This window comes from Gordonia sp. ABKF26 (genome assembly GCF_041103195.1).
Lineage (GTDB): Bacteria > Actinomycetota > Actinomycetes > Mycobacteriales > Mycobacteriaceae > Gordonia > Gordonia terrae.
Genome location: NZ_JBGCVZ010000003.1, coordinates 591,558 through 617,416, shown reverse-complemented (window position 1 = coordinate 617,416; position 25,859 = coordinate 591,558). Strand labels below are relative to the sequence as shown.

Below are 25,859 nucleotides of genomic sequence, written 5' to 3'. Positions count from 1 at the left end.
GGTGGACCCTCGTCACCGGATGCCGGGTCAGAACGGGACGGCCCCGACCAGGACTCCGACGGCCAGCATCACGAGGGAGACGACCGTGGCCCGCCACAAGACCTTCTTGTGATGGTCGGCGAGGGTGACCCCGGCCAGCGCGACCAGCAACAGGATCGCCGGGACGAGGGGGCTCTGCATGTGCACGGTCTGACCGGTGATCGACGCGCGGGCCATCTCCGTGGGGTCGATGCCGTAGCGGGTCGCGGTCTCGGACAGCACGGGCAGCACTCCGTAGTAGAAGGCGTCGTTGCTCATCAGGAAGGTGAGCGGGATCGACAGCACGCCGATCACGATGGCCATGTGGGGGCCCATCCAGTCGGGAATGCCGTCGGCGAGCCAGTGTGCGATGGCATTGACCATTCCGGTGCCGTTGAAGACGCCGGTGAGCACGGCGGCGGCGAGGACCATGGCGACGACCGACACGATGCTCGAGCTGTGCCGGGTGATGGCCTCCTGCTGCTGCTTGATGTGCGGGAAGTTGATGGCCAGGGCGATGCCGGCGAAGACCATGAACAGTACGGGGATGGCCACGATGTCGGCGCCGAGGATGGCCAGCAGGGCGACGGTGAGGCCGGCGTTCACCCAGAAGAGCTTGGGACGCAGGGTTTCCCGGTTGGGGTCGAGGACGCCCGAGAAGGATGCGTCGCGGTCGTCGTCATCCGGGTTCGCGACGGGGCGGCGGAGGTCGTGGTCACCGGTGGGGGCGTCGTCGTGACCGGCCGAGCCGGTGCCCGCCGAACCCGAACCGCGTGCCCGACGACCTCTGGGCGGCAACCCGGTTCCGCCACCGGCGGCGACCAGCGCCTCTTCCTTCGGGGCGAGCAGCGAGTCCCTGATCTCCAGCTTGCCGATGCGGCGACGTTCGAGGACACCGAGGTGGTACGCGAAGAGCAGCACGACGACGAGGGCAGCCGCCAGCGCAGGGATCATCGGGACGAACACATCGTTGGTGTCGATGTTCAGCGCGCTCGCGGCGCGGGCGGTGGGACCGCCCCACGGCAGGATGTTCATCGTGCCGTTGGTGAGTCCGGCGACGACGGTGAGGACGACGGGGCTGACACCGAGCTTCAGATAGAGCGGCAGCAGTGCGGCCGTCGTGATGATGAAGGTCGTCGAACCGTCACCGTCGAGGGATACGACGCCGGCGAGCACCGCGGTGCCGACCACCAGACGTGCCGGGTCGTCGTGCACCGCGCGGACGACCGCCCGAACCACCGGGTCGAAGAGCCCGACGTCGATCATGATGCCGAAGAAGATGATCGCGAAGAACAGCATCGCCGCCGTCGGGGCGAGGTCCTTGATGCCGTCGGTGATCATGTCGCTGATGTCGAGACCGGCACCGGCGAACAGGCCGAATGCGACGGGGACGAGGATCAGCGCCACGACGGGCGTCGCCCGCTTGGTGATGATCAGCACCATGAAGGTGGCGACCATCCCGAGGCCGAGTGCTACCAACATTGTCTTGCTCGTTTCTGAAGCGGATGTGAGGACGACCACATCGGTGGTCACAACAGAAGTGTTGGCGTAGCGGCCATCACAGTCACGCTTGAGCGCATAAGAATCGTTGTGCGCTTTTCGCGCGCCCCCGATCCGTGACTGCGATGCGTGGTCACCATGCGGACATGGCGCGCTCTGTTGCCACGAAATCCTCAGTCGGGCAGCATCGGCGCGTCGTCACCGTGGTTGCGACCGATCAGGACCGCGCGGGTGACCGAATCGCGCCCGAACCGGTCGCGCAGGAGATCCATCGTCGCGTCGAGTTCCTCGGCATGATCGGTGTCGAAGGGCAGGGCCAGCTGGATGTTGTCGTGGTCGTCGAGGTTGGTCAGCGACAGCCCGACCAGGGTGCAGCCGCGCTCGCGGATGATCGGCATGGCGTCGGCGAGGAGTCCGCGCGCCGAGGCCATGACGATGTCGGTGCGGTCGGTCGGCTCCAGCAGCGTCCGGGATCGGGTGGCACGGGTGAAATCGTCGAAGCGCAATCGCAGAATGACTGTCCGACAGACCCGTTCGGCCGATCGGAGGCGTTTGCCCAGACGCTCGACGATCGCGGTGACCGTCGCCTCGAGGTCGGCCTCGGATTTCGGGCGCCGGCCGAGCGCACGTTGCGACCCGATCGAGCTGCGACGCTTGCCGGTTTCCACCCGGCGCGGGTCCTGGGCGAGCGACAGGGCGAAGAGATGCCGTCCGGCCCCTGAACCGACGATGCCGCGCAACGACCGCTCCCCCAGCTCGGCCAGCTGACCCACCGTCTCGACTCCGGCGTCGTGCAGCTTGGCCTCGGTCACCGGACCGACTCCCCAGAGCCTGCGGACCGGAAGCGGATGGAGGAAGTCGAGCTCGGTTCCCGGTTCGACGATCAACAGGCCGTCGGGTTTGCCCACCGCACTGGCGACCTTGGCGAGGAACTTGCTGCGTGCGCCGCCGACCGTGATGGGCAGTCCGGCCTCGTCCCGGACGCGGCTTCGGATCGTCGTCGCAACGTCGCGTGGCGTACCGCTGATGCGACCCAGCCCGCCGACGTCGAGGAACGCCTCGTCGACCGAGATCCCCTCCACCACCGGTGTCGTGTCGTGGAAGATGTCGAAGACCTCACGGCTGGCCTCCATGTAGGCCTCGAATCGTGGGGCGACCACGACCGCATCGGGGCAGAGCGCACGCGCCTCGTGGCCGGGCATCGGCGACCGCACACCCCGGGCCTTGGCCTCATAGCTCGCGGCGAGGACCACACCGCCGCCGACGAGAACGGGCCGACCACGGAGCGAAGGGTCGTCCCGCTGCTCGACTGACGCATAGAAGGAGTCGAGATCGGCGTGCAGGATCGACGCGTCACGCCGCTCCCGCCGCTCGATGTGCATAGAACACATGTTCGCATGGCCGTCGGACACGCACCAGCGTGGTGACTCACAGACCCGCCACCTGGGGCTCACACCCGAGCGGGCTGCGTCGTCAGAGACGCAGAGCATCGGACGATGCCGTGAGAGGAGTAGTGAGACGTGAGGATCTTCATCGCCGGAGGCCGTGGCCGCGTGGGCGGACCGTTGGCAGAGGTGCTGCAGCAGAGGGGCGTCGACGTCGTCCTCGGTGGCCGCAACGACGGGGTCGATGCCGTCACCGGTCACGGACTGGCCGAAGCGCTCGTCGGGGTCGACACGATCGTCAACGTGCTCAACACGAACCAGTTCGACGCCGAGGCGGCCATCGACTTCTTCGAGACGACGACACACAACCTGACCGCGGCGGGCGAGAGCGCGGGAGTCGGACGCCACGTCGTGTTGTCGATCGTCGGTGTCGGTGCGGGGGACGCTTCGGCGAACGGCTACTACGCGGGCAAGGTCGCGCAAGAACGAGCCCTGCGGGAGGGACCCATCCGCTCGACGATCGTTCGGGCGACGCAGTTCCACGGTTACATCCCGGTTCTCGCCGAGCAGTTCGTCCACGACGGCAAGGTCGTGGGGTCGCCGTCGCTCATACAACCGGTGGAGCTCTCCGAGGTGGTGGCACTCCTCGCCGAGGTCGCGACGAGTCCGGAAGTCGACGACGTCGTCGAGATCGCGGGACCGGACCGCTTCCACCTCGACGACCTGCTGCGCGCCACGCTCGCGGCGAACGGTGACCCACGCGAGGTCATCACCGCGGACGACGACGGCGCACCCGATGCTCTGGTCCCGCGCGGTCCGCATCGCACGGGGACCGTTCGCTACCCCGTCCCGGGCATCCCGACGGTCGACTGACCGCGAATGACGTTCCCGAGCCCGTCGCGGACAGTCCACGACGGGCTCGGCGAACGGTCCGCGCAACCGGTGGGTGGGCCGCTCACACGGCTTCGTGCATCCAACTGGTGAGTTTGTCCGGGTTGACGACGAACCAGACGTCGGCGATCCGGTCGGCGACGACACGGAAGTTCACCACTCCATACAGCATGTCCTCGGAGAACAATCGGTATGCGAGACCGTCGGGGGTCGCCACCGGATCGAACCGCAGGTCCGGTTGTTTGACGAGGACCCCGAGGATGAAGCGCGCGACGTTCTGTGGCCCGAGCACGGGACGACGCGCGGCGTTGACGACACCACCACCATCGGTCCGCAACTCGACGTCGGGTGCGAGCACCTCCAGCAGTTCGATGAGGTTTCCGCCGCGGCTGGCCGCCAGGAACTTCTGCACAGCCGCGTCGTGGGCGGACCTCGGCACGGCCACCGACCGCTGGGCGCGAACGTGCCGTCGCGCGGTCGATGCCAACTGACGGGTCGCGGCGGACGACCGCCCCACAATGGCAGCGACCTCGTCGAAAGGCATCGCGAAGACGTCGTGCAGCACGAAGGCCACGCGCTCCGCGGGTGTCATCGCCTCGAGCACCACGAGCAGGGCCGTGCTCACCGATTCGTCGAGGGTGACCCTCTCGGCGGGGTCCGTCAGTGGGGCGGTCCCGGCGAAGAGGTCTGCCGGGACGGGTTCCGGCAGCCACTCTCCGACGTAGCGTTCACGCCGGACTCGCGCGGAGCCGAGCAGGTCGAGGGCGACCCGGCTGCCGACTCGGGTCAACCAGGCCGCCGGATTCTCGATCTGGGCCCGCTCGTCCTCGGACATCCGATACCACCGCAGGTACGTCTCCTGCACCACGTCCTCGGCGTCGGCGAGCGTGCCCGTCATCCGATACGCCATCGCCTGCAACCGTCGACGTTCGTCCTGCACATCGCCCAGATGTGCCGGTACCGCGTCGATCCCGTCGCTCATGACCGGATCATGCCACCTCGGCGGCCGGCTGCCTCTGCCACGACGCGCCGGCCAGGCCGGTGAGGTGGGGCTACTCACAACCGCGAGGCCTCACATCCACATGCCCCACGTCGTCAGAAGTGTTGAGAACGATTCGAGGAGGGTCACAATGAAGACCAGGGAACATCAGTTGTCGACGTCGGTGCTCGTCATCGGTACCGGGGGTTCGGGTCTGCGGGCGGCCATCGAACTCGCGGAGAACGGCGTCGATGTGATCGCCGTCGGCAAGCGACCGCGGATGGACGCGCACACGTCCCTGGCGGCGGGCGGTATCAATGCTGCACTGGCAACGATGGACTCGGCCGACACCTGGCAGCAACACGCGGCCGACACCATCAAGGAGAGCTACTACCTGGCCGACCCGCAGACGGTGGAGATCGTCACGCGTGGCGCCGAGCGCGGCATCCGGGACCTCGAGCGCTACGGGATGGGGTTCGCCCGCGAGGACGACGGCCGGCTCTCGCAACGGTTCTTCGGCGCACACACATACCGCCGGACCGCGTTCGCCGGCGACTACACCGGTCTGGAGATCCAGCGAGCGCTCGTCCGCCGCGCACGGCAACTCGACCTGCATATCCTGGACACGGTCTACATCACCCGAATCCTGGTCCGCGACAATGTCGTGTTCGGCGCCTACGGCTTCGACCTCGAGGACGGGACCCGGTACCTGATCCACGCCGACGCCGTGATCCTCGCAGCCGGTGGGCACACCAGGATCTGGCGGCGGACCTCGTCGCGGCGCGACGAGAACACCGGCGACGCCTTCCGGCTCGCGGTGGACGCAGGCGCGCGGATCCGTGATGCGGAACTGGTGCAGTTCCATCCGTCGGGTCTCCTCGAACCGGAGAATGCCGCGGGCACACTGGTTTCCGAAGCAGCTCGCGGCGAGGGCGGCATCCTGACCAACGCTGTGGGCGAGCGGTTCATGGCGCGGTATGACCCGGAACGAATGGAGCTCTCCACCCGAGATCGGGTCGCGTTGGCTGCCTACACCGAGATCCGTGAGGGCCGAGGGACACCGAACGGTGGTGTGTGGCTGGATGTCTCACACCTGCCCCGGGAGACGATCATGACCCGCCTGCCCCGCGTCTATCAGGCGCTGCTGGAACTACAGATGCTCGACATCACCGAATCGCCGATCGAGATAGCGCCGACCGCCCACTACTCGATGGGCGGGGTGTGGGTACGTCCGCAGGACCACGGTACCGGGGTGGACGGTCTCTACGCCCTCGGCGAGGCCGCCAGTGGTCTGCACGGAGCCAATCGGCTCGGCGGCAACTCGCTCATCGAACTCCTGGTCTACGGGCACCTCGTCGGTCGTGCGGCAGCCGCGTACTCGGCCGGGCTCGACGCGCAGCGGCGCTCGCCGGAAGCGGTTGCCGAAGCCCGGTCCGAGATCGACGCGCTACTCGCCGCCGACGGGCACGAGAACGTGCGGGCACTGCAGCGGGCGATCCGCACGACCATGACAGACCACGCCGGCGTCGTACGAGACGAGACGGGGCTGCGAAAGGGACTGACCGAACTGGACGAGATCGAGACCCGGATGAGCGACGTCGGTGTGCATCCCGACATCGCGGGCTTCGCAGACCTCGCCCACGCCTTCGACCTGAAGTCCGCGGCACTCGCCGCGCGCGCCACGATGGAGAGCGCGATCGAACGCCGTGAAACGCGCGGGTGTCACAACCGCAGCGACTACCCGGACCTCGATCCGAGCCTCCAGATGAACCTGGTCTGGTCGCCCAATGGGATCGTGCGCGAAGCCATCGCACCGGTTCCCCCAGAGATCGCCGACCTGATCGGCGAGGTGTCCACCGTCGGCAAACTGGTCGAGTAGCGCACCCACGGAGGAACCGGGAATCCCTGCCGGCTCACACCCGGCAGGGAACGACCCTCATCCGGTCAGGTCCCCCTCGATGTAGCGCTGGAGATTCGGCGCGATTGCCGCGACCGCCTCATCAGGGGTCATCGACGCCATCGGTTCGACGGCCCAGATGTACCGCATCATCGCGAAACCCGTGATCTGCGTGGCGATCATGCCACTGCGGAGGCGGAGCTCCTCGTCGTCGGCGCCCAGACCCGACACACCCATCAGGCTTCGTTCGACGATCATCCGGAGTTTGGCCCGGGTGGACTCTTCGTGCGCGGCCGTCTGCAGCACCGCCCGAAGGATCGGTCCGATCTCCTCGTCGGCCCAGCTGTCCATCATGTAGCGCAGCAGCGTCGCCCCGAGTTCGTCGCGCGGCGCCTCCCAGGTCCGGGCGACCCCCTCCAGCCACACCGCGGGCGGGTTGGTACACGCGTCGAGCAGGCCCTCCTTGGACCCGAAGTAGTGGTACACCAGCGCGTGATCGACGTCCGCGTCCCGCGCGACTCCACGGATCGTCGTCCCAGACCAACCGGTCGTCGCGAACGCGTTGCGGGCCGCCGCCAGGATCCGGCCCGAGAGCACCCCGCGCTCGTCCCGCGGCCCGGGTGTCGCCCGGCTTCTCGACTCCGCCTTAGCCATGAGTCTCACCATAGCGTGAAATTTCTCTTGCCCCTCGTCAGAGTTTCACCGTATGGTGAGACAATCTTCCGCAACGACCACCTCCGAGGTATCCCATGGCAGAGACAGCGCGGGACAGCGCCGGTACACCGTTCGCCGGGGCAGCCCCGCAGCCGGCCGACGCCGCGGCACCCGACAGACCGTGGCGCCGCCCGGGCGCCGGGCGCTACGCACTCACGCGGCTGCGTGGAATCGCCTGGCCGCCGGTCGAGGTCGTCGAGCCCGATGCACAGTCCCTGGTGGTCGAGCGGGATGTCGAGGTCGGCACACGAGACGGAACAGTGCTGCGGGCCAACGTCCACCGCCCCGTCGGCGATGGGCCGTTTCCGGTCGTCCTCTGCGCGCACCCGTACGGCAAGGACAATCTCCCGACGAGGAAGCGGTTCGTCAGGGGTTACACGTTGCCGTTCCAGTACCGCGCCCTCCGGCAGACCGCGCCGGTGCGCTTCTCTGCGCTGACCAGTTGGGAGTCACCGGATCCCGCGTTCTGGACCGCGCAGGGATATGCGGTGGTGAACGCGGACCTGCGTGGCTGCGGTCATTCCGACGGCGTCGGCCGCCCCTTCGCCGACCAGGAGGGCGAGGACGTCCACGACCTCATCGAATGGGCCGGCATCCAGCCGTGGAGCACCGGCCGGGTGGCGATGATGGGGGTCTCGTATCTCGCGATCACCCAGTGGAAGGCGGCGGCGACCCGGCCCCCTCATCTGGTCGCCATCGTCCCCTGGGAGGGCTTCTCCGATGCGTACCGGGATCTGTTGCGTCCCGGCGGAATTCGTGAGACGGGCTTCGTCAAGATGTGGAGCCGGGGCGTGAAGAGCAACCGCCTGGCCTACGACATCGGCGCCGAGTCCGCCGAACATCCCACCCGCGACGATTACTGGCGTTCTCTCGTACCCGACCTGGCCGCCATCGAGGTACCGGCACTGATCTGCGGAAGCTTCTCCGACAACAATCTCCACAGCCCCGGATCGATGCGCGCCTTCGAGAACATCAGCTCCACCGAACGACACCTGTACACCCACCGCAGCGGCAAATGGGCCACTTTCTACTCCGACGAGGCGCAGCGATCTCAGATCGACTTCCTGGCACGACATCTACGCGCAGATGACACGGCGCCTGCGTTGCCGACCGTCCGGCTCGAGGTCCGTGACAGCCGGGACTCGGTGGTCGAGGTCCGCGACGAGTCCCAGTGGCCACCGGCCTCGACGCAGTGGACATCGCTGCACCTCGGCCACTCCGGACTCACACCCGATGCGCCCGAGGCCGGTTCGATCTTCTTCGATCCGGCGAAGACCGGAGTGCGATTCGGAATCACGTTCGATGCCGACACCGAGATCTGCGGATCGGCAACTCTACGCCTGTTCGTCTCCGTCGACGACGCGGACGATGTCGACCTGTACGTCGGCATCGAGAAGTGGCGCGGCGCAGAGTATGTCCCGTTCGAGGGTTCGTACGGGTTCGGCCGCGACCGAGTGACCACCGGCTGGATGCGAGCCTCCATGCGGGACCTCGACCCCGAGCTGTCGACACCCACCGCGCCTGTCGCCGGGTACGAGCAGAGGCGCCCACTCGCCGCCGGTGAGGTCGTGCCGGTCGACATCCCGCTCGGCCCGTCCGCCACCCTGTTCCGCCGAGGCGAGCAACTGCGACTCGTTGTCGCGGGACGGTGGTTGTGGCCGCGAAATCCGCTGACCGGGAACGCACCCGCAGCGTACGAACGCGGATCGCGCGGACGGACCACGGTCCATTGGGGTGGCGATACGCCATCACGACTGCTGGTTCCGGTGACGGCGGTCCGGCCCGCGCACTGACACGACATGCGGCATATGACGTCGACCACTTTATCGGGAATCGTTCTCAACACGGCTACGCTGACATCATGGCCCGACCCAGCATCGCCGAGACCTTCAACTCGGCCAGTTCCGACTTCGATCTGGTGACGCCACTTGTCTGGGGCCCGGCCGGCGAGACGTTGGTCGCGCGGGGGCGGACCGCCCTGGGCGACCGGGTACTCGACGTCTGTTCCGGCACCGGAGCGAGCGCACTGGCCGCGGCGCGCGTGGTCGGCCCCGACGGACACGTCACAGCAGTCGATTTCGCCGCGGACCTGGTCGACCGCGGGCGGATCAGCGCCTTTGCGGCGGGACTGCGCAACATCGATTTCCGGGTCGAGGATGTGACGACCCTCGCCGGTCGAGGTGACGACACCGGTGGGTACGACGTTCTCACCTGCGGTTTCGGGGTCTTCTTCCTCCCGGACATGGACGCGGCCGTGCGCGATCTCCTGACGCTCCTGCGCCCGGGTGGGCGGATCGCGGTCGCGGTCTGGCACGACGATGCCCTCTATGACTTCACCGGGGCCTACTTCGACGAGGTTGCGCGGGTGACCAAGACGCCTCCGCCGCCCGGGCCGCGCGCACCGTCGGATGGTCCGCCGCACCCGATCACGCGCATCGACACCGAGGAGAAGATCACAGCGTGGTTGGAATCCATTGGTGCCGTGGAGGCTTCAGCATCCGTTCTGGAGTTGCGCATTCCGCGCACCGACGAGTTCTCGTGGTCGATGGTCCTGGGCAGCGGGTTGAGGGGTGCGCTGACAGGTATGGACGCCGACGCCATCGCCGACGTCCGGGCCGGCTTCCTGCAGCGTCTGGTCGACGAGGGCATCACCGAAGTCGACTGCGACACGCTGATCGGAGTCGGCCGGCGCCCCGAGAACTGATCTCGACGCGCACCGTTCCTGCCGCCCCCCCGCCGGCCGAGCAACGTCGGAGCCGGCTCAACCAGCAGAGAGCGACTCGGCGCAACCAGTGGGGGTAGGGCCGGCTCAACCGCAGATCGTGTCACTCCGTCATGGCCGCGAGGTCCATGTAGGAGACCTCCCATGCGTGACCGTCGAGGTCGCGGAAGCTCCGCCCGTACATCCACCCGTGGTCCTGCGTCTCCTGCCACGGACTGCCACCGGTCGCCAGCGCCTTGTCCACCAGAGTGTCGACGGCGTCCCGCGACTCAGCCGAGATCGCCATCAGGACTTCGCGTTCGGTTGCGGTGTCGCTGATCCCACCGGTGATGAAGCCCTGGAACTTGTCCGGGGTCATGATCATCATGAATGACGATTCGTTGACGACCAGGCACAGCGTGGTGTCGTCACAGAAGTCGTCGTTGAACGCGAACCCGAGGCCGGCCCAGAACTCCCGCGTGGCCGGGATGTCGGTGGCGGTGGTGTTGACGAACAGCATGCGGGACATCGGATCTCCGTTTCGTTGGGGCGGCGCCCCGAGGTGGGACGGTCAGAACGGTAGACAGGTGCAGCGTCGAAAACTCATCGGCGGGGTCATCGACGCCGGGTTCACCGTGAGCGGCGGTGCCGCGATCAGATCTCGGGCCAGGAGTGCTCCAGGCCCACCAGGATGAAGTCGACCTTCACGTCCACCGCACCGCGTTCCAGCCAGGCCTCGCGGGGTTCGATGATCGAACCGGGCTCCACGACCTCCTTCACCTGGTCGAAACCCGAGACGCCGCCGTCGTCACGGTTCCGCCAGGATTCGACGCCCAGGTAGCAGGCGAAGACCGTGTCGCCGACGAAGTCGAGCGCGAACATGGCCTGTTTCGGTGATTTTCCACTCCGTGCGAGACACCGCGCGTACTCCGCGATGACGTGTTCGATGCGGGTGAACGCGGGCGCATAGCTGTACACGACGCGACTGAGGCCCGGGAAATCATCACAGAGCCGCCAACACTCGTCGGCCCACAGCCGCAAAACCGCCTGCCAGTCGGCGTCGGCATCGGGAACACGGAAGGTCGCGGCGATGTGATCCAGGGTGGCGACGACGATGTCCTCACGCGAACCGTAGAGCCGGTAGATCGCGGCGGTCACGACGCCCAGGCGCTTGGCGACGCCGGCGAGGGTGAAGCGGTCGATGCCCTCCTCGAGCACCGCGGCTATCACGTCTTGTTCGGTGAAAGCCGGCTTCCGGCCGACCTTCTTGCCGGCGGTCTTGACGCCGGTGGTGGTCGTTCGGGCCTGTCGATCCATGCTCCAACACTAATCGGTCAGCTGTCACTGATTGGTCAGCTGCCAACCCTGCGCCCGCTCCAACCGCTGCCAGAACTTCGCGTAGGTGCCGCCCCCGGCGAGCAACTCCTCGTGCGTGCCCTGCGCCTCGACACGGCCGTCGGCTCCGAGCGCGACGATCCGATCGGCCCGCGCGATCGTCGAGAGCCGATGAGCGATCACGACGACCGTCGCCGTCTCCCGAAGCTTCTCGACCGCCGCCACGATGTTCGCCTCGTTCTCGACGTCGAGCGCCGACGTCGCCTCGTCGAATACGACGATCGGGGCCTTCTTGAGCAGCGCCCGGGCGATCGCAACGCGCTGGCGCTCGCCACCCGACAGTGCGCGGCCGCCCTCACCCACCCGGCTGGACCAGCCGTCGGGCAGACGGTCGGCGATCTCGGTGACGCCGGCGAGATCGGCGGCGGCCCGGATCTCCGACGTCGTGGCATCGGCGCGACCGACGCCGACGTTGGCCTCAAGAGTGTCGTCGAACAGATAGACATCCTGGAACACCATCGAGAGCTGACCCATGAGTTGCTCGGTCTTCTGCCCGGTGACGGGCACGCCACCCACGAGCACACGCCCGCTGTCCACATCGTAGAAGCGGCAGATGACCCGCGCGATCGAGGACTTCCCACTGCCCGAAGGTCCGACCAATGCGACCATCGAACCCGCCGAAACCGTCATGGACACGTTTCGCAGGGCGGGCTCGGCATTCGGGCCGTAGGAGAAGGTGACGTCGTCGAGCTCCACCGTCGCCGGCGCGGAAAGAACAGGGGCCGTGCGGGGTTCGGGCAACGCCACGGCGGTGAGGACTTCGTCGAGACCGTCGAGCATCGGTCGTCGCGATTCCAGGGCCATGGCACTGGTGGTGATCGCCTGCAAGGTCGAGGTGAAGCGCAGAGCGAGTCCCATGAAGGCCAGCGCCGGGATCGGTTCCAGATCACCGTCGACCGCGAGCGACCCCGTGACGGTGATGAGAAGGACGATCACACCTTGCGTCACGACCCCGCTGAGCAACATCCCGATGGTCTCGAGCCACAACCCCCGCATCTTTGCCGAATACGCCTGGCCCAGGGCATTCTGCAGCGGCGCGTGGTCGTCGCTGCGTCCGCACGATCGGATGGACCCTTGGCACTGCGCGTATTCCACCACCTGGTTCGCGAGGAACACCTCGCGAGACTCGTGCATCGAACGTCCCCGCCGCATGAACGCGGTCGAGGCAAGGGTGATCGCGGCGAAGACAGGCACGGCGACGGTGAGGATCGCTCCCAACGCCGGACTCCACAGCCACGCCGCGACGATGATCACCGCGGCGGACGTACTGCGAGACACCAACGGACCGAACATGTGCGCGAAGATCTCGCCGGCCGACATCAGCTCGGTGGACACCATCCGGGAGAGCGCCCCGGCCAGCGGACGCGCGAACCAGCCGAGTGGTTGCTTTGCGACCTGGTCGCCGACGAGCCGGTGCAGGCTTCTCAGGAAGTCCAGTGCCACCGCGTAATTCGCCTTCTCGGCGAAGTAGTTGAGACCGAAACTGGCCACCGAGAGGACACCGAGGACCCATAGCCAGCCCGCCAAGCCGAGTCCCCACACCGCTGTCCCCTGGGCGAGTGCACTGACCGTCGGCAGCAACGATGCCAGCGCGAGACCTTCGACCGCGCCGACCATGACGCTCGCCGCGATCGCCGGGCGCATGTTCTCGGGGCGAGAGACCATCCGCTGCATACGCGGGACTATGTCGAGCAGAGGCAGACTCATGACCGGGCTCCTTCGATGGTGTCGGCGTCGGTGGTGTGCGTGTCGTCGAGTCGGGCCTGCGCACCGGTGGCTCGCCAGAGGTGCGCGTACGCCGGGTCGTCGAGCAGCTCCTCGTGCGTGCCGGTGGCAACCACTCGGCCGCCATCGACCACCACGATCTGGTCGACGCCCTTGATGACCTCCGGTCGGTGCGCGATGACCAGGACGGTGCGGCCGCGCGCAAGCGATGAAAGCGCCTGCTGGATCTGATGTTCGGACTCGGGATCGGTGAGAGCTGTCGCCTCGTCGAGAATCAGAACCGGCGCGTCGACGAGCAGTGCCCGCGCGATCGCCACACGTTGCGCCTGACCTCCGGACAACCCGGAACCGGCACCGTAGACGGTGTCGAAACCGTGTGGCAGTGAATCGATGTCGTCGAGAATCCGAGCCGCCGCCGCGGCCTCTCGAATCTCGGCTTCGGAAGCACCCGGACGCCCGAGCGCGATGTTGTCCCGAATGCTGATACTCATCAGCTGCGGATCCTGGAGCACGAAACCCACATGCGCGTACAGGTCCGTGACCTCCCGGATCGGGATACCGCCGAGCGTGATGCTGCCCGATCGAGGGTCGTCGAATCGCGCGAGCAACGTCGCCAGGGTCGACTTGCCGGAGCCGGATGGTCCGATGAGGGCAGTGACCGAGCCCTGCCGAAGCGTGAAACTGACGTCGTCGACGGCGAGCGCCGCATCCGGGGCGGAATCGTACGCGTAGCTGACGCGATCGAAAACCACTTCGTGCGAGGCCGGTTGGCGACCCTCCTCGTCAGAGGCCGACGGCAGTGTCGGGGTGTCCAGCAGTTCGACGAGGCGGAGCGCGGACGCACCCGCGATCTGCTGCGACCACGTCGAGTGCATGATCGTCTCGAGTGCGTACGGGATCAGCAAGGCGATGAGAGCGGTGGCGAGGACGTCGGCGGTGGTGACGACATCGTGATGGACGAGCACGGCCCCGACACCGAGGTTGACCAGTAACACGAGCGGCACCGCCAGGAACGAGGTGCCCAGTGCGGCCACGCGAATGAGCGGGCGGACCCAGTCGACGTAGAAGTCGTAGAACTCATCCGCCGACTCCTGGTAGCTGCGATGCGCACGTCCCACACGACCGAAGGCCTTCACCACGGCGATGCCGGTCACGAACTCGACCATCCGCGCCGACACCGAGGACAACCGTTCGTCCATCTCGACCGTCTTCTCCCCCATGCCGCGCATCGACAGCATCATCGATGCGGCGTACAGCGGCAGCGTCGCGATGGCGAGCAGACCGAGTCGCCAGTCGATCACGAAGGCGTACACCATGAGTGCAGCAGGCATCACCACGGCGTTGGTCCCGTCGACCGGCTGGTGGGCGATCAGGTGATGAATGGTGCCGATGTCGTCCTGAACCGCTTTGCGTACGCGGCCGGAGTTCGTGGATGTGAACCATGCCAACGGCACTCGGGCGAACCGTTGGATCAACCGGCGTTGAACCCGGTGGCCCAACTTGATGTCCGCGACGTGGGTGACGAGAAGCGCGACGAAGTACACGAACAGTCGCAGTGCGAAGGTGACGACGAGGATGCGTACCCACCTGGCGACCTCGTCGCCGTCCACCGCGACACCCGAGTTGTACGCGTCCAGAAGGACGTCACCGATGTGCACGAGCGCGATGTAGGGAACCACGGCGAGGATGCCGGACATCGCGGCCAGTACACGGCCCATGGTCAGGTACCCCGCCACCGGCCGCAGCAGGTCTTTCAGCGCACGGGACCCGGCCTTGAGCTGGTCTTTCTGTGCTGCTGCTGTCGGTGGCTCGCGGGGCGGATCGTCCGAAGTCATGGCTTCGGAGAACGCGGTGGTCGTCATGGCGGTCCCGTCGACGCGGCAACCCGACGCAGCTCCGCGGCGTGGCCGCGTCCGCCGAAGTTAGGGTTGCCATACTTATTAGTGAACGCCGTTCACAATAGGGGGCACGGGTCGGCGACGCAAGACCTCGAATCCACGAACTCGTAGCGAGGCCGCGGGGACGGCGCTCGGCGCTTGCGGGAACGGTGCGCGTCGGCGCTGTGAACCGCGCGGGTCAGGGAAAGCGGATGAGGCCGGGGACATCCGACGGTGCGGTCCACCCGTCGCGGGCGAAGTCGGCCCAGATCCGACGCAGCCGGCTGCCGTCCGCCGCGGCCCGTTCGGCGTCGTGGCCGGCCAGGATCGGGGCGCCGGTCCAGATCTCCGGGGTCCCGAACAGCAGCGGGATGTCCACCGTGTGCCCTGAGCGCAGTGGGTGATCGGCTGCGCCCCAGTCGATGACGTACTGGGCGGCCTTTCCGCCGGCCCGTCGGTGACGCCGCGCGAAGCGATCGGCGGCCGACGTGTAGATGGCACGGGTGAGTTGCTGGACGAGGCACTCGTACAGCCGGGTGCCGACCACGGGTATCGCAGGCAGCGACGACACCCCACCGATCGCGGCGGTGAAGAACGCGGCCTCGCGGCTGTTCCACCCGATCAGGAGCTCGACGTCGCGGGCGCGCTGCTCCCACACCGCGTCCACCTCGCCCTCGGGCGGCAAGGGATGGTGGCCGTACTGCGGACCGAAGGACATGAACGCGGGAAGGCCGTGCTGCAGCACCGCTTTGAGGCCCATCATCGATTCCTGGACGGCCAGGACCTCGTCGACGGTCGCCGACTCCGACACCTGGTGCGACGCGGCGAACATGTCCGCATGCAGCCGCTCGCGCCGGCGGGTGATGCCGAGTGGCGCACTCTGCACGATGGCGCGGTGGAACAGACCCGACACGCCGTCGGCCGCCATCAGCTGTGCGATCGCGTCTCCGCCCGCCGACTCGCCGAAGACGGTGACGGTGTCGGGATCGCCGCCGAACGATGCGATGTTGCGCTGAACCCAGCGCAGGGCCTCGATCATGTCGAGCAGGCCGAGATTCGCCGGGCGACTGACACCGTCCCCGAGGAATCCGAACAACCCCAGGCGGTAGGTCACCGATACGACGATGACCCGCTGCTCGGCCACCAGCGCCGCCGGATCGTGGCACGGCGCATCGGCGGCGCCGATGATGTACGACCCACCGTGAATCCAGACCATGACCGGAAGCACCTCGTCGGGGCGACGATCGGCCGGCACGGTGACCGAGACATATTGCGCATGCTCGTCGCCGACCATCTCGCCGAGTGCGGCGTCGCCGAAGGTGCTGTGGACGATTCCCTCACCGTCGCGCTGGGGACAGGCCGGCGACCACGACGTCGCGTCGATCGGCTCGTCAGCGGGCGGCTGCGCCGACGGCGCTTCGAAGCGCGCCGCGTGCGCGTAGCGGATACCGGTGGCGCGCAGGACGTCTCCGTCCACACGAGCGATGATCGTCCCCGCGGGACACTCGACGGTCGGGCTGGTCAGCGGTAGGTCAGGCACGGTGGGACTCCTCGGTGCGGCGTGGGGTCGCCTCGACCTGGTAGCGGATGAGTCGAGAACTGTTGAGCACCACCACAACCGACGACGCGTTGTGCAACACTGCGGCCAGTACCGGGGACAGTGCGCCGCCGGCACCGATCACCAGCCCCAGCGCGTTGACGGCGATCGACATCCCGTAGTTCTGGCGGATCACCTCGACCGTGTGCGTGCCCAGGTCGCGGATGTCGAGCAACTTGCGCAGATCGTCACCGGCCAGTGCGACATCCGCGGTCTCGACCGCGACGTCCGTACCCGCCAGGCCCATGGCGATGCCGATGTCCGCAGCGGCCAGTGCGGGGGCGTCGTTGACGCCGTCCCCCACCACGGCGACCACGTGACCGAGCGCCTGCAGTTCACGCACGACCGCGAGTTTGTCGTCGGGCGTGACCTCGGCGGCCCACCGCTCGATGCCGAGCTCTGCCGCGATGGTCGCGGCGGTGACCGGGTGATCGCCGGTGAGCATGGCGATCTCGGTGACTCCATCGGCGCGCAGCGCGTCGAGGACCTCGCGCGCCTCGGGACGCAGCTCGTCGGACAGGCTCACCAACCCGACCAGGGTGCCGTCGACGGCGAGCAGGAGCGGGGTCTCGCTCGCATGTCGCAGTCGATCCACCCAGTCGATGGCGGCATCGGAGATGGCGACGCCGTGCCGGTCGAGAAGCGACGGGTTGCCGAGCAGGAGCACGCGCCCGTCGTCAGCGCGGGTGCGCATGCCGAGTCCGACGATGACCTCGCACTCGGCGTGCGTCGGGATCTCGATCCGACGCTCCTCCGTGGAGCGGATGACCGCTTCGGCGAGCGGATGACGCGAATGGATCTCGGAGCTGGCGGCATACGCGAGGATCTGTTCGGGCTGCCAGGCGTCGGAGAAGGACACCACGTTCGTCACGACCGGACGGCCGACGGTCAGCGTGCCCGTCTTGTCGAAGACGACCGCCGAGATCCGCCCCGAGATCTCCAGGTGCGATCCGCCCTTGATCAGGATGCCGCGGCGGGCACCGTTCCCGATGGCCCCGCTGATGGCGGTCGGGGTGGACAGTCCCACGGCACACGGGCACGCGATGAGCAGCATCGTCATCGCTCGACGGAGATCGCGCGTCGCCAGCAGGGTCAGCGCCGACAACGCGAACGACGCGGGTACGAAGCGTCGGGAGAAGTTCTCCCCGACCGTCTGGATGGGAGCGCGGTCGCGCTGTGCTTCCTCGACCCGGCTGATGATGCGACCGATCGACGTGTCGTCCCCGACGGCGTCGGCCTCGATCACGACGCGGCCGGTGAGCACCACCGAGCCCGCCTGTACGCGATCACCGACGTGCTTGGTCACCGGAAGGTTCTCGCCGGTGAGCGCGGACTGATCGACCACCGCCTCGCCGTCGACGACCACGCCATCGACCGCGACGGCGACCTGCTCGTGCACGATCACCGCATCACCGACGTGAAGGGCGTCGATCGCCACCTGCACCTCGGTGCCGTCGGCGAGGCGCACCCACGCGGTGTCCTGGGTGCCGCGAAGCAGGTCGGTGATGGCGCGACGCGTGCGGCGCAAGGTGAGGTCCTGGAGAAACTCGCCGATGTTGAGCAGCCACAGCACGGTGAGCGCGACCACGTTCTCACGAAGCAGCAGGCTCGCGATGGTCGCCGCCGAGACCAGCGCATCGGTACCGGCCCGGCCCCCGCGCAGGGATCGAAGCGCACCCCGGAGGAACGGGTAACCAGAGAAGATCGTGACACCGGTGGCGACGGTGCGGGATGCCGGACCGAGCAGCGGCGGACGCCGGAAACCGTAGCGACGAAAACCGAGCAGGACCAGTGCCCCGGCGCCGATGCCCATCCGCAACAGGTCGGCGTTGGTGACGTCAGCCGAATGCGGCGCGCGATCGGGCACATTGGCGAAGTCTGCGTGCGTGGCCGCCGCGATCGCGTGATCGATGGCTTCCGGGTCGGTGTCGGCTCGGAACCACACGACGACCGAGGCCGTCCGCGGATAGGCGTGCACGGCCCGTACGCCCGTCACCCGGGCGACACTCTCCTCGACGGCCACGGCACGACGGTCAGCAGCGGCCCGATCGGGAATCCGCAGCCACGGGACCGTCATGCGGACCCGTCCCGCCGCCGACGACCGGACGACGATGTCGATCGGTGGCAACTCCGGCGAGTACGTCGGCGCAGACGTGCTCACGACTCAGTGATCGTGATCGTGGTCGTGCGCGACCGCCGTTCCCGGCGGGGTCGACTCCTCGCCCAGGCGTTCCTTCGCCTCGGCGACGATGTCGGCGGTGTTGAGCCGCATCGACTCGGCGACCTCTTCGGCCTTACGGGTTCCGCGGATACCCCACGTGGTGGCGACGACCGCGCCTTCACGCAGCGGAGCGCGCCGGGCGACGCTGCGGACGGCGTCGTAGGCAACGGCGCCGACGAATCCCGTCGCGACCGTCGCGCCGGCCTTGGCGAGCAATGCATGAAGGGCCATGTGGAGTCCTCGCTATCCGATGTGCAGCGCACGTGGTTACCGGACACCACGCTACATGCGTGCACCGACGCTCGCCTGCATGAAGGAAATGGTTGCAAGACATGCACATTCACTTATCGATACGTGAGCTAAGCCCGGTTCGAGAGCCGGCCGCCAATTCGATGTGCACGCCCGACTGCCGCGTGCGCCCGTTGCTGCCGATGCCGCCATCGGCCGCGCAGTTGATTCTCGCACCTGCCGTGACCATCTCAGTGAGTATCGGAACGGAGCAAAAGACTCCGCAACCATCCGTCCGTTCCGGTGCGGACTCCGACCGCGTTCGAACGATCACCACTACTCTTGCCCTCATGACCAAGCGAACCGAACCGGACGCCGAGATCGACATCAAGCCCCGTAGTCGCGACGTCACGGACGGCTTGGAGAAGACCGCTGCCCGCGGCATGCTCCGCGCGGTGGGGATGGGCGACGACGACTGGGTGAAACCGCAGATCGGTGTCGGTTCGTCGTGGAACGAGATCACGCCGTGCAATCTGTCGCTCGACCGGCTGGCCAAGGCCGTGAAGGAGGGTGTGCACGAAGGTGGCGGATATCCGCTCGAGTTCGGCACCATCTCGGTCTCCGACGGCATCTCGATGGGCCATGAGGGCATGCATTTCTCGCTGGTCTCCCGCGAGGTGATCGCCGACAGCGTGGAAACCGTGATGAGTGCCGAACGACTCGACGGCTCGGTCCTGCTGGCCGGATGCGACAAGTCCCTGCCGGGCATGCTCATGGCCGCGGCCCGCCTCGATCTCGCGTCGGTGTTCCTCTATGCCGGGTCGACCCTGCCCGGTTACGCGACGTTGTCGGACGGCAAAGAGCGTCAGGTCACGATCATCGACGCGTTCGAGGCCGTGGGTGCGTGCTCGCGCGGACTGATGAGCCGCGAGGACGTGGACACCATCGAACGCGCCATCTGTCCCGGTGAGGGTGCATGCGGCGGCATGTACACCGCCAACACGATGGCCAGCGCCGCCGAGGCACTCGGGATGTCCCTGCCGGGCAGCGCCGCTCCCCCGGCCCCCGACAAGCGCCGCGACCAGTTCGCACGGAAGAGCGGGATCGCCGTGGTCGAGATGCTGCGCCGCGGGATCACCGCGCGCGACATCATGACTCGCGAGGCCTTCGAGAACGCGATCGCGGTGGTGATGGCGTTCGGCGGCTCGACCAACGCGGTGCTTCACCTTCTCGCCATCGCCAACGAGGCCGAGGTCGAACTGTCTCTCGACGACTTCATCCGCGTGGGCAGCCGCGTACCGCACCTCGCCGACGTCAAACCCTTCGGCCGACACGTGATGACCGACGTCGATCGCATCGGCGGTGTGCCGGTGGTGATGAAGGCGCTCCTCGACGCGGGGCTCCTGCACGGCGACTGCCTGACGGTGACCGGATCGACGGTGGCCGAGAACCTGGCGCACATCGCGCCGCCGGATCCGGACGGTCAGGTCCTGCGCGCCACGAAGTCGCCCATCCATCCCACCGGCGGCATCACGATCCTCAAGGGTTCGCTGGCTCCCGAAGGCGCCGTGGTGAAGTCCGCAGGCTTCGACTCCGATGTCTTCGAGGGAACGGCACGGGTGTTCGATCGGGAACGCGCCGCGATGGACGCGTTGGAAGATGGCACGATCACCGCCGGGGACGTCGTGGTCATCCGGTACGAAGGGCCCAAGGGCGGACCGGGGATGCGGGAGATGCTCGCGATCACCGGTGCCATCAAGGGCGCGGGCCTCGGCAAGGACGTGCTGCTGATGACCGACGGACGGTTCTCGGGCGGCACCACCGGCCTGTGCGTGGGTCACGTCGCACCGGAAGCGGTCGACGGTGGACCGATCGCGCTGGTCCGCGACGGCGACCGCATCCGACTCGACGTCGGCCGCGGACTCCTCGACCTCCTGGTCGACGACGACGAACTCGCGTCACGTGCACAGGAATTCACTCCCCTGCCGCCGCGCTACACCCGCGGGGTGCTGGCCAAGTACTCCAAGCTCGTCACCTCCGCGTCGCAGGGGGCCGTCTGCCGCTGAGACGGTGGAGCCGGCGGGCGGGACCCTTTGGTCTCCCGTCAGCCGGCAATCGTGCTCGTCTGCGTGTGGCCACCGGCCGGCCTACGCGGAGCACAGACTCAGGCCGTGTGCGGGATTCGATAGGGCGCGGTGCCGCCAGCGTCGACCACCTGAGTGGTACCTGTCACGTAGCGAGCCTCATCGGATGCGAGGAACAGTACTGCGTTGCTGATGTCTTCGGGCTCCACCCATGGCACTCGGAGGCCGTTCATGTGGATGAAGCCTTCGGCGGCCTTGTCCTTGTCCATGTCTTCCACCCCTGGGAAGAAGAGGTTGTAGATCGCCTCGTTGTTGATCATCGGCGTGTTGACCGTGGTGGGATGGACTGAGTTGACCCGGATGTTGTGCGGCGCCAACTCGACCGACAGGACTCGCATCAATCCCGTCACCCCGTGCTTGGCGGCGGTGTAGTGCGCGAGGTTCGCATAGGCGATCAGGCCGGCAACCGAGCTTGTGAGGATGATTGAACCGCCCTGCCCCCGTTCGATCATCGACGGGATCGCGGCCTTGGTGGTCTTCCATGTTCCGGTCAGGTTGATGTCGAGCATCTCCTGCCACTGGTCCTCGGTCAGCTCCCACGCCGGGCCGTAGCTGGCGATTCCGGCGTTGGCGACGAGACTCTGCAAGCCGTCGAGATCGCGGATATCGGCCTGGCGATGGAGGATTCGACGATCGTGTTGCTCGACCAGCTTCGCGGTCTCTTCGAGATCGCTTAGCTCGCCGGTCGCGTACGGGGCGGAAGTCACCGGTGCGCAGATGTCGGCGGCGATGATGTCCGCACCTTCTTGCGCCAGTCGGATCGCATGCGCGCGGCCCTGGCCGCGGGCGGCGCCGGTCACCAGTGCCACTTTGTTCGTCAGTCGTCCCATCGTGGGTCCCTTCGAGGATTGAGAGCGAATGCGCCTGCGGCGCACGACACGACGCGACGATAACGTGATGCTCATCACCAACAATGTCCCATTCTGGGACAGACTGCTGCCCTTCGAAGGCACATAAACACAGCGGCGGACTGTAGCGGGATGGGACAACTTGCCATCGAGTCCGGCTGCAATTCTGATCTCGCCATTCGGTGACAGGCATCACATCCTCCGTAGATGTGAGCACTCACTCGCCGCGGTCACCCCTGAGATCGCGCGATTCGATACAACACAACCCGGCGCACGCGCCGCTTTTCGACAAGGAGTGCATGTGAAGATCCACATGACCAACCTGATCCAGAACTACAACATGGCACGTCCGGACTACGACGTGTTCAAAGATCAGCTCGAGCTGTCCATCCGTGCCGACCAGGACGGCTACGAGAGCATTGGCTGTGTCGAGCATCATTTCGACCCCGGATACTCGATGTGCCCGGACAACACCCAATTCCTCTCCTACCTCGCCGCAGTCACGAAGAACGCGAAAATGCATACGACCGCGGTGATTCTGCCGTGGAACGACCCGATGCGTGTGGTCGAGAAGATCGCCCTGCTCGACAACCTCTCAGACGGCCGTGCGATGTTCGGTATGGGACGCGGGCTGGCACGCCGCGAGTACGAGGGATTCGGCCTGGACATGAACGAGTCCCGGGAACGATTCGACGAAGCGGCCGAGTTGATCATGCGTGGTCTGGAAGAAGGGTTCGTAGAGAACGACGGGAAGTTCTACAAGCAGAAGAAGGTGGCTGTCCACCCGAAGCCGTTGGGCACCTTCAAGGGTCGAACCACCATGGTTGCCATGAGTCCCGATTCGGCGGTCGCCGCCGGCAGGCTCGGAGTTCCGATGCTGGCGTTCATCCAGGGGCCGATGGAGACCATGCACATGCCGATGATCGAGGACTACCGCAAGGCGTTCAAGGACACCCACGGTGGTGAGGCTCCGCCGCCGATGATGATCGATCTCACCTACTGCCACAATGATTCCGAGGAAGCCCGCCGCGTCGCGTACGAGGCCTGCGTGAACTATTACATCACCTGCGTCGAGCATTACGAGTTCGGTGGACGCCACTTCGAGAACACCAAGGGTTACGCCTCCTACGCCGCGGCCAAAGAGGCCATCGACGCGATGGGTATCGAGGGCGTCGCCGACGTCTACGCCAACGGACAGATCTGGGGCACACCGGAAGAGCAGATCGTCAAGCACGAAGAGCGCAAGGCCATCGTCGGCGACTACGAGATCATCTCGGTGTTCCAGTACGGCGGTATCCACGGCAAGACCGCAGCCGACAGCTACGACCTGTTCACACGCGAGGTCAAGCCGAAGCTTGAGAAGCTCTGACCATCAATTCGAGGAGGAATACAATGCCTAGTCCTGAACTGACTCGCGCACGAGACCTACTCTCGCACTTGGTTTCCGAACCCGAAGCGACGATGGACGACTTCCGTCGGCTCTACGAGGAAGTGCTGGCCAACTTCAAGGTTCCTGCCGACGGCGAGGTCGAGGCGGTCGACGCCGACGGTGTTCCCTCGTACTGGGTGAGTGCCCCTGGGGCGGCGCCGGATCAAGCGGTGCTCCTCATCCACGGCGGCGGCTTCTGCATGGGCAGTGCATCCGGCTACCGGGAGTTCGGATACCGCATCTCCCAGGCCTCCGGAGCGCGCGTCCTGGTCGTCGATTACCGACTGGCGCCGGAGCATCCGTTCCCCGCACCCCTTGATGACGTCGTCACCGCGTACCGGTGGGTACGTCAGCAACCGGGCATCGCCGGCGTCGCACTCGTCGGCGATTCCGCCGGCGGTAATCTCGTCGTTGGCGCTCTGGTCAAACTGCGCGAGGATGGTGACGTTCTTCCCAGCGCGGCGGTAACCTGCTCCCCCCTCGTCGATCTGGCAGGCGAGGGCGCGTCGCTGACCGAGCGCGCTCATCTCGACCCGCTTCCGGCGGCAACCCTCGTCGAGGCGATGGGAGGCGCATATCTGGCCGGCAAGGACCCGAAGGCCACACCGTTGGCGTCGCCCCTCTATGCCGATCTGCGCGACCTGCCCCCGCTGCGCGTGCTTGTCGGCACCGACGAGGGACTTCACGATGATTCGATCCGACTCGTGGAGAACGCTCGGTCGGCGGGGGTCGACGTGGAATTCGAGATCGGTGAGGAGATGGTGCACATCTGGCCGCTCTTCGGCTTCCTGCCGCAGGCGCAGGAATCCACCGCCAAGTTCGGGCAGTTCCTACAGAAGCACCTCAGCTCGTCCACCGCGAAGGTCTAACGCCCAGATCGGCCCCGGACCCGCGGGTTCGGGGCCGATCTGCGTCCGGAGCGGGTCAGAGCCGCTCCCCCGTTCCTCCGATGGACTGACAATGGTCAGGTCACGGAAAGAACCGGTACACCGCGCGCGCTACGCAACCGGGTTTCGTGGAACCTTCGACCTCGATGATCGCGTCGGCGACGAGCTGAATGGCACCCTTGATCTCGGTGACCTCGGCGACCGAAGCGGTGAGCCGGACCTGCTTGCCGACCGGGACCGGGGCCGGGAACCGCACCTTCTCTAGCCCGTAGTTCACGACCATCGACACCTCGCGTACCCGGAGCAGCTCAGCGAATAACGGCCCCACCAACGACAGCGTGAGGTAGCCGTGCGCGATCGTGCCGCCGAACGGACCCGCCTGGGCTCGCTCGGAGTCGACGTGAATCCACTGCTCGTCGCCGGTCACCGCACCGAAGGTGTTGACGTCCTCCTGACTGATGGTCTGCCACGGCGTGGCACCCAACGACGAACCCACAAGGGCCACAAGACCGTCGGGCGAATCGATCACCGTTGTCATCGAATGCTGATCCTTTCTCGAAACGGGTCAATCAGATCTCAACGGGCGGTATAACCGCCGTCGACCGGCACGACTGCTCCGGTGATGAACGACGCGGCCGGCGAGGCAAGGAAAGCGACTGCCGCCGCGACCTCATCAGGAGTTCCAAGGCGGCCCATGGGATGCAACGCTTCCAAGTTCTTCCGCACGTCGTCTTTGGGATTCCGGAGCAGCGGAGTGTCCACGAAGCCCGGCGCGACGACGTTCACCCGGATTCCCTGGCTTGCATAGTCGAGGGCAGCCGTTTTGGTGAGCCCGATCAGACCGTGTTTGGACGAAACATACGGACTTGCGCCGGCGATGCCGATCAGGCCGGTGACCGATGCAATGTTGACGACGCAGGCGCCGGCCGACATGACCCCGAGCTCCGCACGCATACAGAGAAAAGCCCCGTCGAGATTGACCGACAATAGCCGGCGCCACTCCTCCACATCTGTTCCCGCCACCGGCGCCTTGACCGGCATACCTACACCGGCGCTGTTCACCGCGATGTCGAGCGACCCGAAGCGCGCGGATACTTTCTCGACCATCCTGGTGACCTGGTCAGGATCGGTGACGTCGACGGTGATGGACATGGCCTCGTCGAGATCGTCGGCGTCGGCCGGCCTCGGCCGGAGGTCGGCTAGCACGACGTCAGCTCCTAGTGCGGCCAGGTGCCGTGCGCTGGCAGCGCCAATACCCGAACCACCACCGGTCACCAGGGCTACCTTTCCGGCAAGGTCGAGATTCATGCTGCTCCTAGTCGTCGATCGAAGCGCGTCGCGGGGCGCGCGGCGCACTGGTCCGCGGACACGGTAAATCGCTGAGGCAGGCAGAGGTTGTAGCAACGTGCGACGGTTTTCGCCC

The 25,859-nt window shown here is 66.9% G+C and carries 21 protein-coding genes; 7 read left to right on the top strand and 14 right to left on the bottom strand.

All coding sequences use genetic code 11. From position 1 onward, the window contains the following. Positions 1 to 27: 27 nt before the first annotated feature. Positions 28 to 1,632 carry a CitMHS family transporter gene (locus tag AB4Z55_RS03350; protein ID WP_369520973.1) on the bottom strand — a complete coding sequence of 535 codons (1,605 nt, stop codon included), beginning with the start codon at positions 1,630 to 1,632 and terminating at the stop codon, positions 28 to 30. Between the two features lie 59 nt (positions 1,633 to 1,691). Then, entirely contained in the window at positions 1,692 to 2,900 is a 1,209-nt protein-coding gene (gene dinB, locus AB4Z55_RS03345; protein WP_369519139.1) for a DNA polymerase IV, read from the bottom strand. Positions 2,901 to 3,038: 138 nt separating this feature from the next. Here dinB and AB4Z55_RS03340 point away from each other — a divergent pair, with 138 nt between their 5' ends. Beyond that, the gene (locus AB4Z55_RS03340) at positions 3,039 to 3,776 is read left to right on the top strand and encodes an SDR family oxidoreductase (RefSeq protein ID WP_354562489.1); all 738 of its coding nucleotides are present in this window, start codon (positions 3,039 to 3,041) and stop codon (positions 3,774 to 3,776) included. An 82-nt stretch (positions 3,777 to 3,858) separates the two neighbouring features. On the opposite strand, the gene sigJ is transcribed toward AB4Z55_RS03340, so the two are convergent. Next, the gene (gene sigJ / locus AB4Z55_RS03335) at positions 3,859 to 4,776 is read right to left on the bottom strand and encodes an RNA polymerase sigma factor SigJ (protein WP_004021107.1); all 918 of its coding nucleotides are present in this window, start codon (positions 4,774 to 4,776) and stop codon (positions 3,859 to 3,861) included. 148 nt (positions 4,777 to 4,924) lie between these two features. Here sigJ and AB4Z55_RS03330 point away from each other — a divergent pair, with 148 nt between their 5' ends. Continuing rightward, complete coding sequence (locus tag AB4Z55_RS03330; RefSeq protein WP_354562488.1) at positions 4,925 to 6,652, top strand: FAD-dependent oxidoreductase; 1,728 nt, start codon at positions 4,925 to 4,927, stop codon at positions 6,650 to 6,652. A 57-nt stretch (positions 6,653 to 6,709) separates the two neighbouring features. On the opposite strand, the gene AB4Z55_RS03325 is transcribed toward AB4Z55_RS03330, so the two are convergent. Beyond that, positions 6,710 to 7,324 carry a TetR family transcriptional regulator gene (locus tag AB4Z55_RS03325; RefSeq protein WP_354562486.1) on the bottom strand — a complete coding sequence of 205 codons (615 nt, stop codon included), beginning with the start codon at positions 7,322 to 7,324 and terminating at the stop codon, positions 6,710 to 6,712. 95 nt (positions 7,325 to 7,419) lie between these two features. Here AB4Z55_RS03325 and AB4Z55_RS03320 point away from each other — a divergent pair, with 95 nt between their 5' ends. Next, positions 7,420 to 9,177, top strand: a complete 1,758-nt coding sequence (locus AB4Z55_RS03320; RefSeq protein ID WP_369519138.1) for a CocE/NonD family hydrolase — start codon at positions 7,420 to 7,422, stop codon at positions 9,175 to 9,177. 68 nt (positions 9,178 to 9,245) lie between these two features. Then, positions 9,246 to 10,088, top strand: a complete 843-nt coding sequence (locus tag AB4Z55_RS03315) for a class I SAM-dependent methyltransferase (RefSeq protein ID WP_369519137.1) — start codon at positions 9,246 to 9,248, stop codon at positions 10,086 to 10,088. A gap of 121 nt (positions 10,089 to 10,209) precedes the next feature. Here AB4Z55_RS03315 and AB4Z55_RS03310 read toward each other — a convergent pair whose 3' ends face one another. From AB4Z55_RS03310 to AB4Z55_RS03280, 7 genes are all read right to left on the bottom strand, one after another. Next, positions 10,210 to 10,614, bottom strand: coding sequence for a VOC family protein (locus tag AB4Z55_RS03310; RefSeq protein ID WP_369519136.1), 405 nt, complete (start codon positions 10,612 to 10,614; stop codon positions 10,210 to 10,212). A gap of 125 nt (positions 10,615 to 10,739) precedes the next feature. Continuing rightward, positions 10,740 to 11,402, bottom strand: coding sequence for a TetR/AcrR family transcriptional regulator (locus tag AB4Z55_RS03305; RefSeq protein ID WP_369519135.1), 663 nt, complete (start codon positions 11,400 to 11,402; stop codon positions 10,740 to 10,742). Between the two features lie 24 nt (positions 11,403 to 11,426). Then, complete coding sequence (locus AB4Z55_RS03300; RefSeq protein WP_369519134.1) at positions 11,427 to 13,187, bottom strand: ABC transporter ATP-binding protein; 1,761 nt, start codon at positions 13,185 to 13,187, stop codon at positions 11,427 to 11,429. Continuing rightward, positions 13,184 to 15,040 (bottom strand): ABC transporter ATP-binding protein, encoded by a 1,857-nt coding sequence (locus AB4Z55_RS03295; RefSeq protein WP_369520972.1) that lies wholly within the window; start codon positions 15,038 to 15,040, stop codon positions 13,184 to 13,186. Before AB4Z55_RS03295 ends, AB4Z55_RS03300 begins: the two co-directional genes overlap by 4 nt. A 241-nt stretch (positions 15,041 to 15,281) precedes the next feature. Then, positions 15,282 to 16,622, bottom strand: a complete 1,341-nt coding sequence (locus AB4Z55_RS03290) for a carboxylesterase family protein (RefSeq protein WP_369519133.1) — start codon at positions 16,620 to 16,622, stop codon at positions 15,282 to 15,284. Beyond that, positions 16,615 to 18,756: a heavy metal translocating P-type ATPase gene (locus AB4Z55_RS03285; RefSeq protein ID WP_369520971.1), complete on the bottom strand. Its 2,142-nt coding sequence runs from the start codon at positions 18,754 to 18,756 to the stop codon at positions 16,615 to 16,617. The genes AB4Z55_RS03290 and AB4Z55_RS03285 overlap by 8 nt, the downstream gene beginning before the upstream one ends. Positions 18,757 to 18,843: 87 nt before the next feature. Beyond that, positions 18,844 to 19,131 carry a DUF1490 family protein gene (locus AB4Z55_RS03280; RefSeq protein ID WP_004021099.1) on the bottom strand — a complete coding sequence of 96 codons (288 nt, stop codon included), beginning with the start codon at positions 19,129 to 19,131 and terminating at the stop codon, positions 18,844 to 18,846. A gap of 347 nt (positions 19,132 to 19,478) precedes the next feature. On the opposite strand from AB4Z55_RS03280, the gene ilvD reads away from it, so the two are divergent. Then, positions 19,479 to 21,194, top strand: coding sequence for a dihydroxy-acid dehydratase (gene ilvD / locus AB4Z55_RS03275; protein ID WP_369519132.1), 1,716 nt, complete (start codon positions 19,479 to 19,481; stop codon positions 21,192 to 21,194). 98 nt (positions 21,195 to 21,292) lie between these two features. On the opposite strand, the gene AB4Z55_RS03270 is transcribed toward ilvD, so the two are convergent. Further along, positions 21,293 to 22,102: a mycofactocin-coupled SDR family oxidoreductase gene (locus AB4Z55_RS03270; protein WP_369519131.1), complete on the bottom strand. Its 810-nt coding sequence runs from the start codon at positions 22,100 to 22,102 to the stop codon at positions 21,293 to 21,295. A 319-nt stretch (positions 22,103 to 22,421) separates the two neighbouring features. On the opposite strand from AB4Z55_RS03270, the gene AB4Z55_RS03265 reads away from it, so the two are divergent. Together AB4Z55_RS03265 and AB4Z55_RS03260 are read left to right on the top strand one after the other, a co-directional pair. Then, positions 22,422 to 23,489: an LLM class flavin-dependent oxidoreductase gene (locus AB4Z55_RS03265; RefSeq protein ID WP_369519130.1), complete on the top strand. Its 1,068-nt coding sequence runs from the start codon at positions 22,422 to 22,424 to the stop codon at positions 23,487 to 23,489. A gap of 68 nt (positions 23,490 to 23,557) precedes the next feature. Beyond that, on the top strand, positions 23,558 to 24,418 hold the full coding sequence (locus AB4Z55_RS03260) for an alpha/beta hydrolase (protein WP_369519129.1): 861 nt from the start codon (positions 23,558 to 23,560) through the stop codon (positions 24,416 to 24,418). A gap of 100 nt (positions 24,419 to 24,518) precedes the next feature. Here the strand turns inward: AB4Z55_RS03260 and AB4Z55_RS03255 are convergent, their stop codons facing one another. Further along, positions 24,519 to 24,974 carry a MaoC family dehydratase gene (locus AB4Z55_RS03255; protein ID WP_369519128.1) on the bottom strand — a complete coding sequence of 152 codons (456 nt, stop codon included), beginning with the start codon at positions 24,972 to 24,974 and terminating at the stop codon, positions 24,519 to 24,521. 38 nt (positions 24,975 to 25,012) lie between these two features. Then, positions 25,013 to 25,744, bottom strand: coding sequence for an SDR family NAD(P)-dependent oxidoreductase (locus tag AB4Z55_RS03250; protein WP_369519127.1), 732 nt, complete (start codon positions 25,742 to 25,744; stop codon positions 25,013 to 25,015). Between the last annotated feature and the right edge of the window lie 115 nt (positions 25,745 to 25,859).

Coding starts and splice junctions, on each gene's coding strand:
- dinB (WP_369519139.1), bottom strand. CDS start 2,900: ATGCACATCGAGCGGCGGGAGCGGCGTGACGCGTCGATCCTGCACGCC.
- sigJ (WP_004021107.1), bottom strand. CDS start 4,776: ATGAGCGACGGGATCGACGCGGTACCGGCACATCTGGGCGATGTGCAG.
- AB4Z55_RS03330 (WP_354562488.1), top strand. CDS start 4,925: ATGAAGACCAGGGAACATCAGTTGTCGACGTCGGTGCTCGTCATCGGT.
- AB4Z55_RS03325 (WP_354562486.1), bottom strand. CDS start 7,324: ATGGCTAAGGCGGAGTCGAGAAGCCGGGCGACACCCGGGCCGCGGGAC.
- AB4Z55_RS03320 (WP_369519138.1), top strand. CDS start 7,420: ATGGCAGAGACAGCGCGGGACAGCGCCGGTACACCGTTCGCCGGGGCA.
- AB4Z55_RS03315 (WP_369519137.1), top strand. CDS start 9,246: ATGGCCCGACCCAGCATCGCCGAGACCTTCAACTCGGCCAGTTCCGAC.
- AB4Z55_RS03310 (WP_369519136.1), bottom strand. CDS start 10,614: ATGTCCCGCATGCTGTTCGTCAACACCACCGCCACCGACATCCCGGCC.
- AB4Z55_RS03305 (WP_369519135.1), bottom strand. CDS start 11,402: ATGGATCGACAGGCCCGAACGACCACCACCGGCGTCAAGACCGCCGGC.
- AB4Z55_RS03300 (WP_369519134.1), bottom strand. CDS start 13,187: ATGAGTCTGCCTCTGCTCGACATAGTCCCGCGTATGCAGCGGATGGTC.
- AB4Z55_RS03295 (WP_369520972.1), bottom strand. CDS start 15,040: ATGACTTCGGACGATCCGCCCCGCGAGCCACCGACAGCAGCAGCACAG.
- AB4Z55_RS03285 (WP_369520971.1), bottom strand. CDS start 18,756: ATGACGGTCCCGTGGCTGCGGATTCCCGATCGGGCCGCTGCTGACCGT.
- AB4Z55_RS03280 (WP_004021099.1), bottom strand. CDS start 19,131: ATGGCCCTTCATGCATTGCTCGCCAAGGCCGGCGCGACGGTCGCGACG.
- ilvD (WP_369519132.1), top strand. CDS start 19,479: ATGACCAAGCGAACCGAACCGGACGCCGAGATCGACATCAAGCCCCGT.
- AB4Z55_RS03270 (WP_369519131.1), bottom strand. CDS start 22,102: ATGGGACGACTGACGAACAAAGTGGCACTGGTGACCGGCGCCGCCCGC.
- AB4Z55_RS03255 (WP_369519128.1), bottom strand. CDS start 24,974: ATGACAACGGTGATCGATTCGCCCGACGGTCTTGTGGCCCTTGTGGGT.
- AB4Z55_RS03250 (WP_369519127.1), bottom strand. CDS start 25,744: ATGAATCTCGACCTTGCCGGAAAGGTAGCCCTGGTGACCGGTGGTGGT.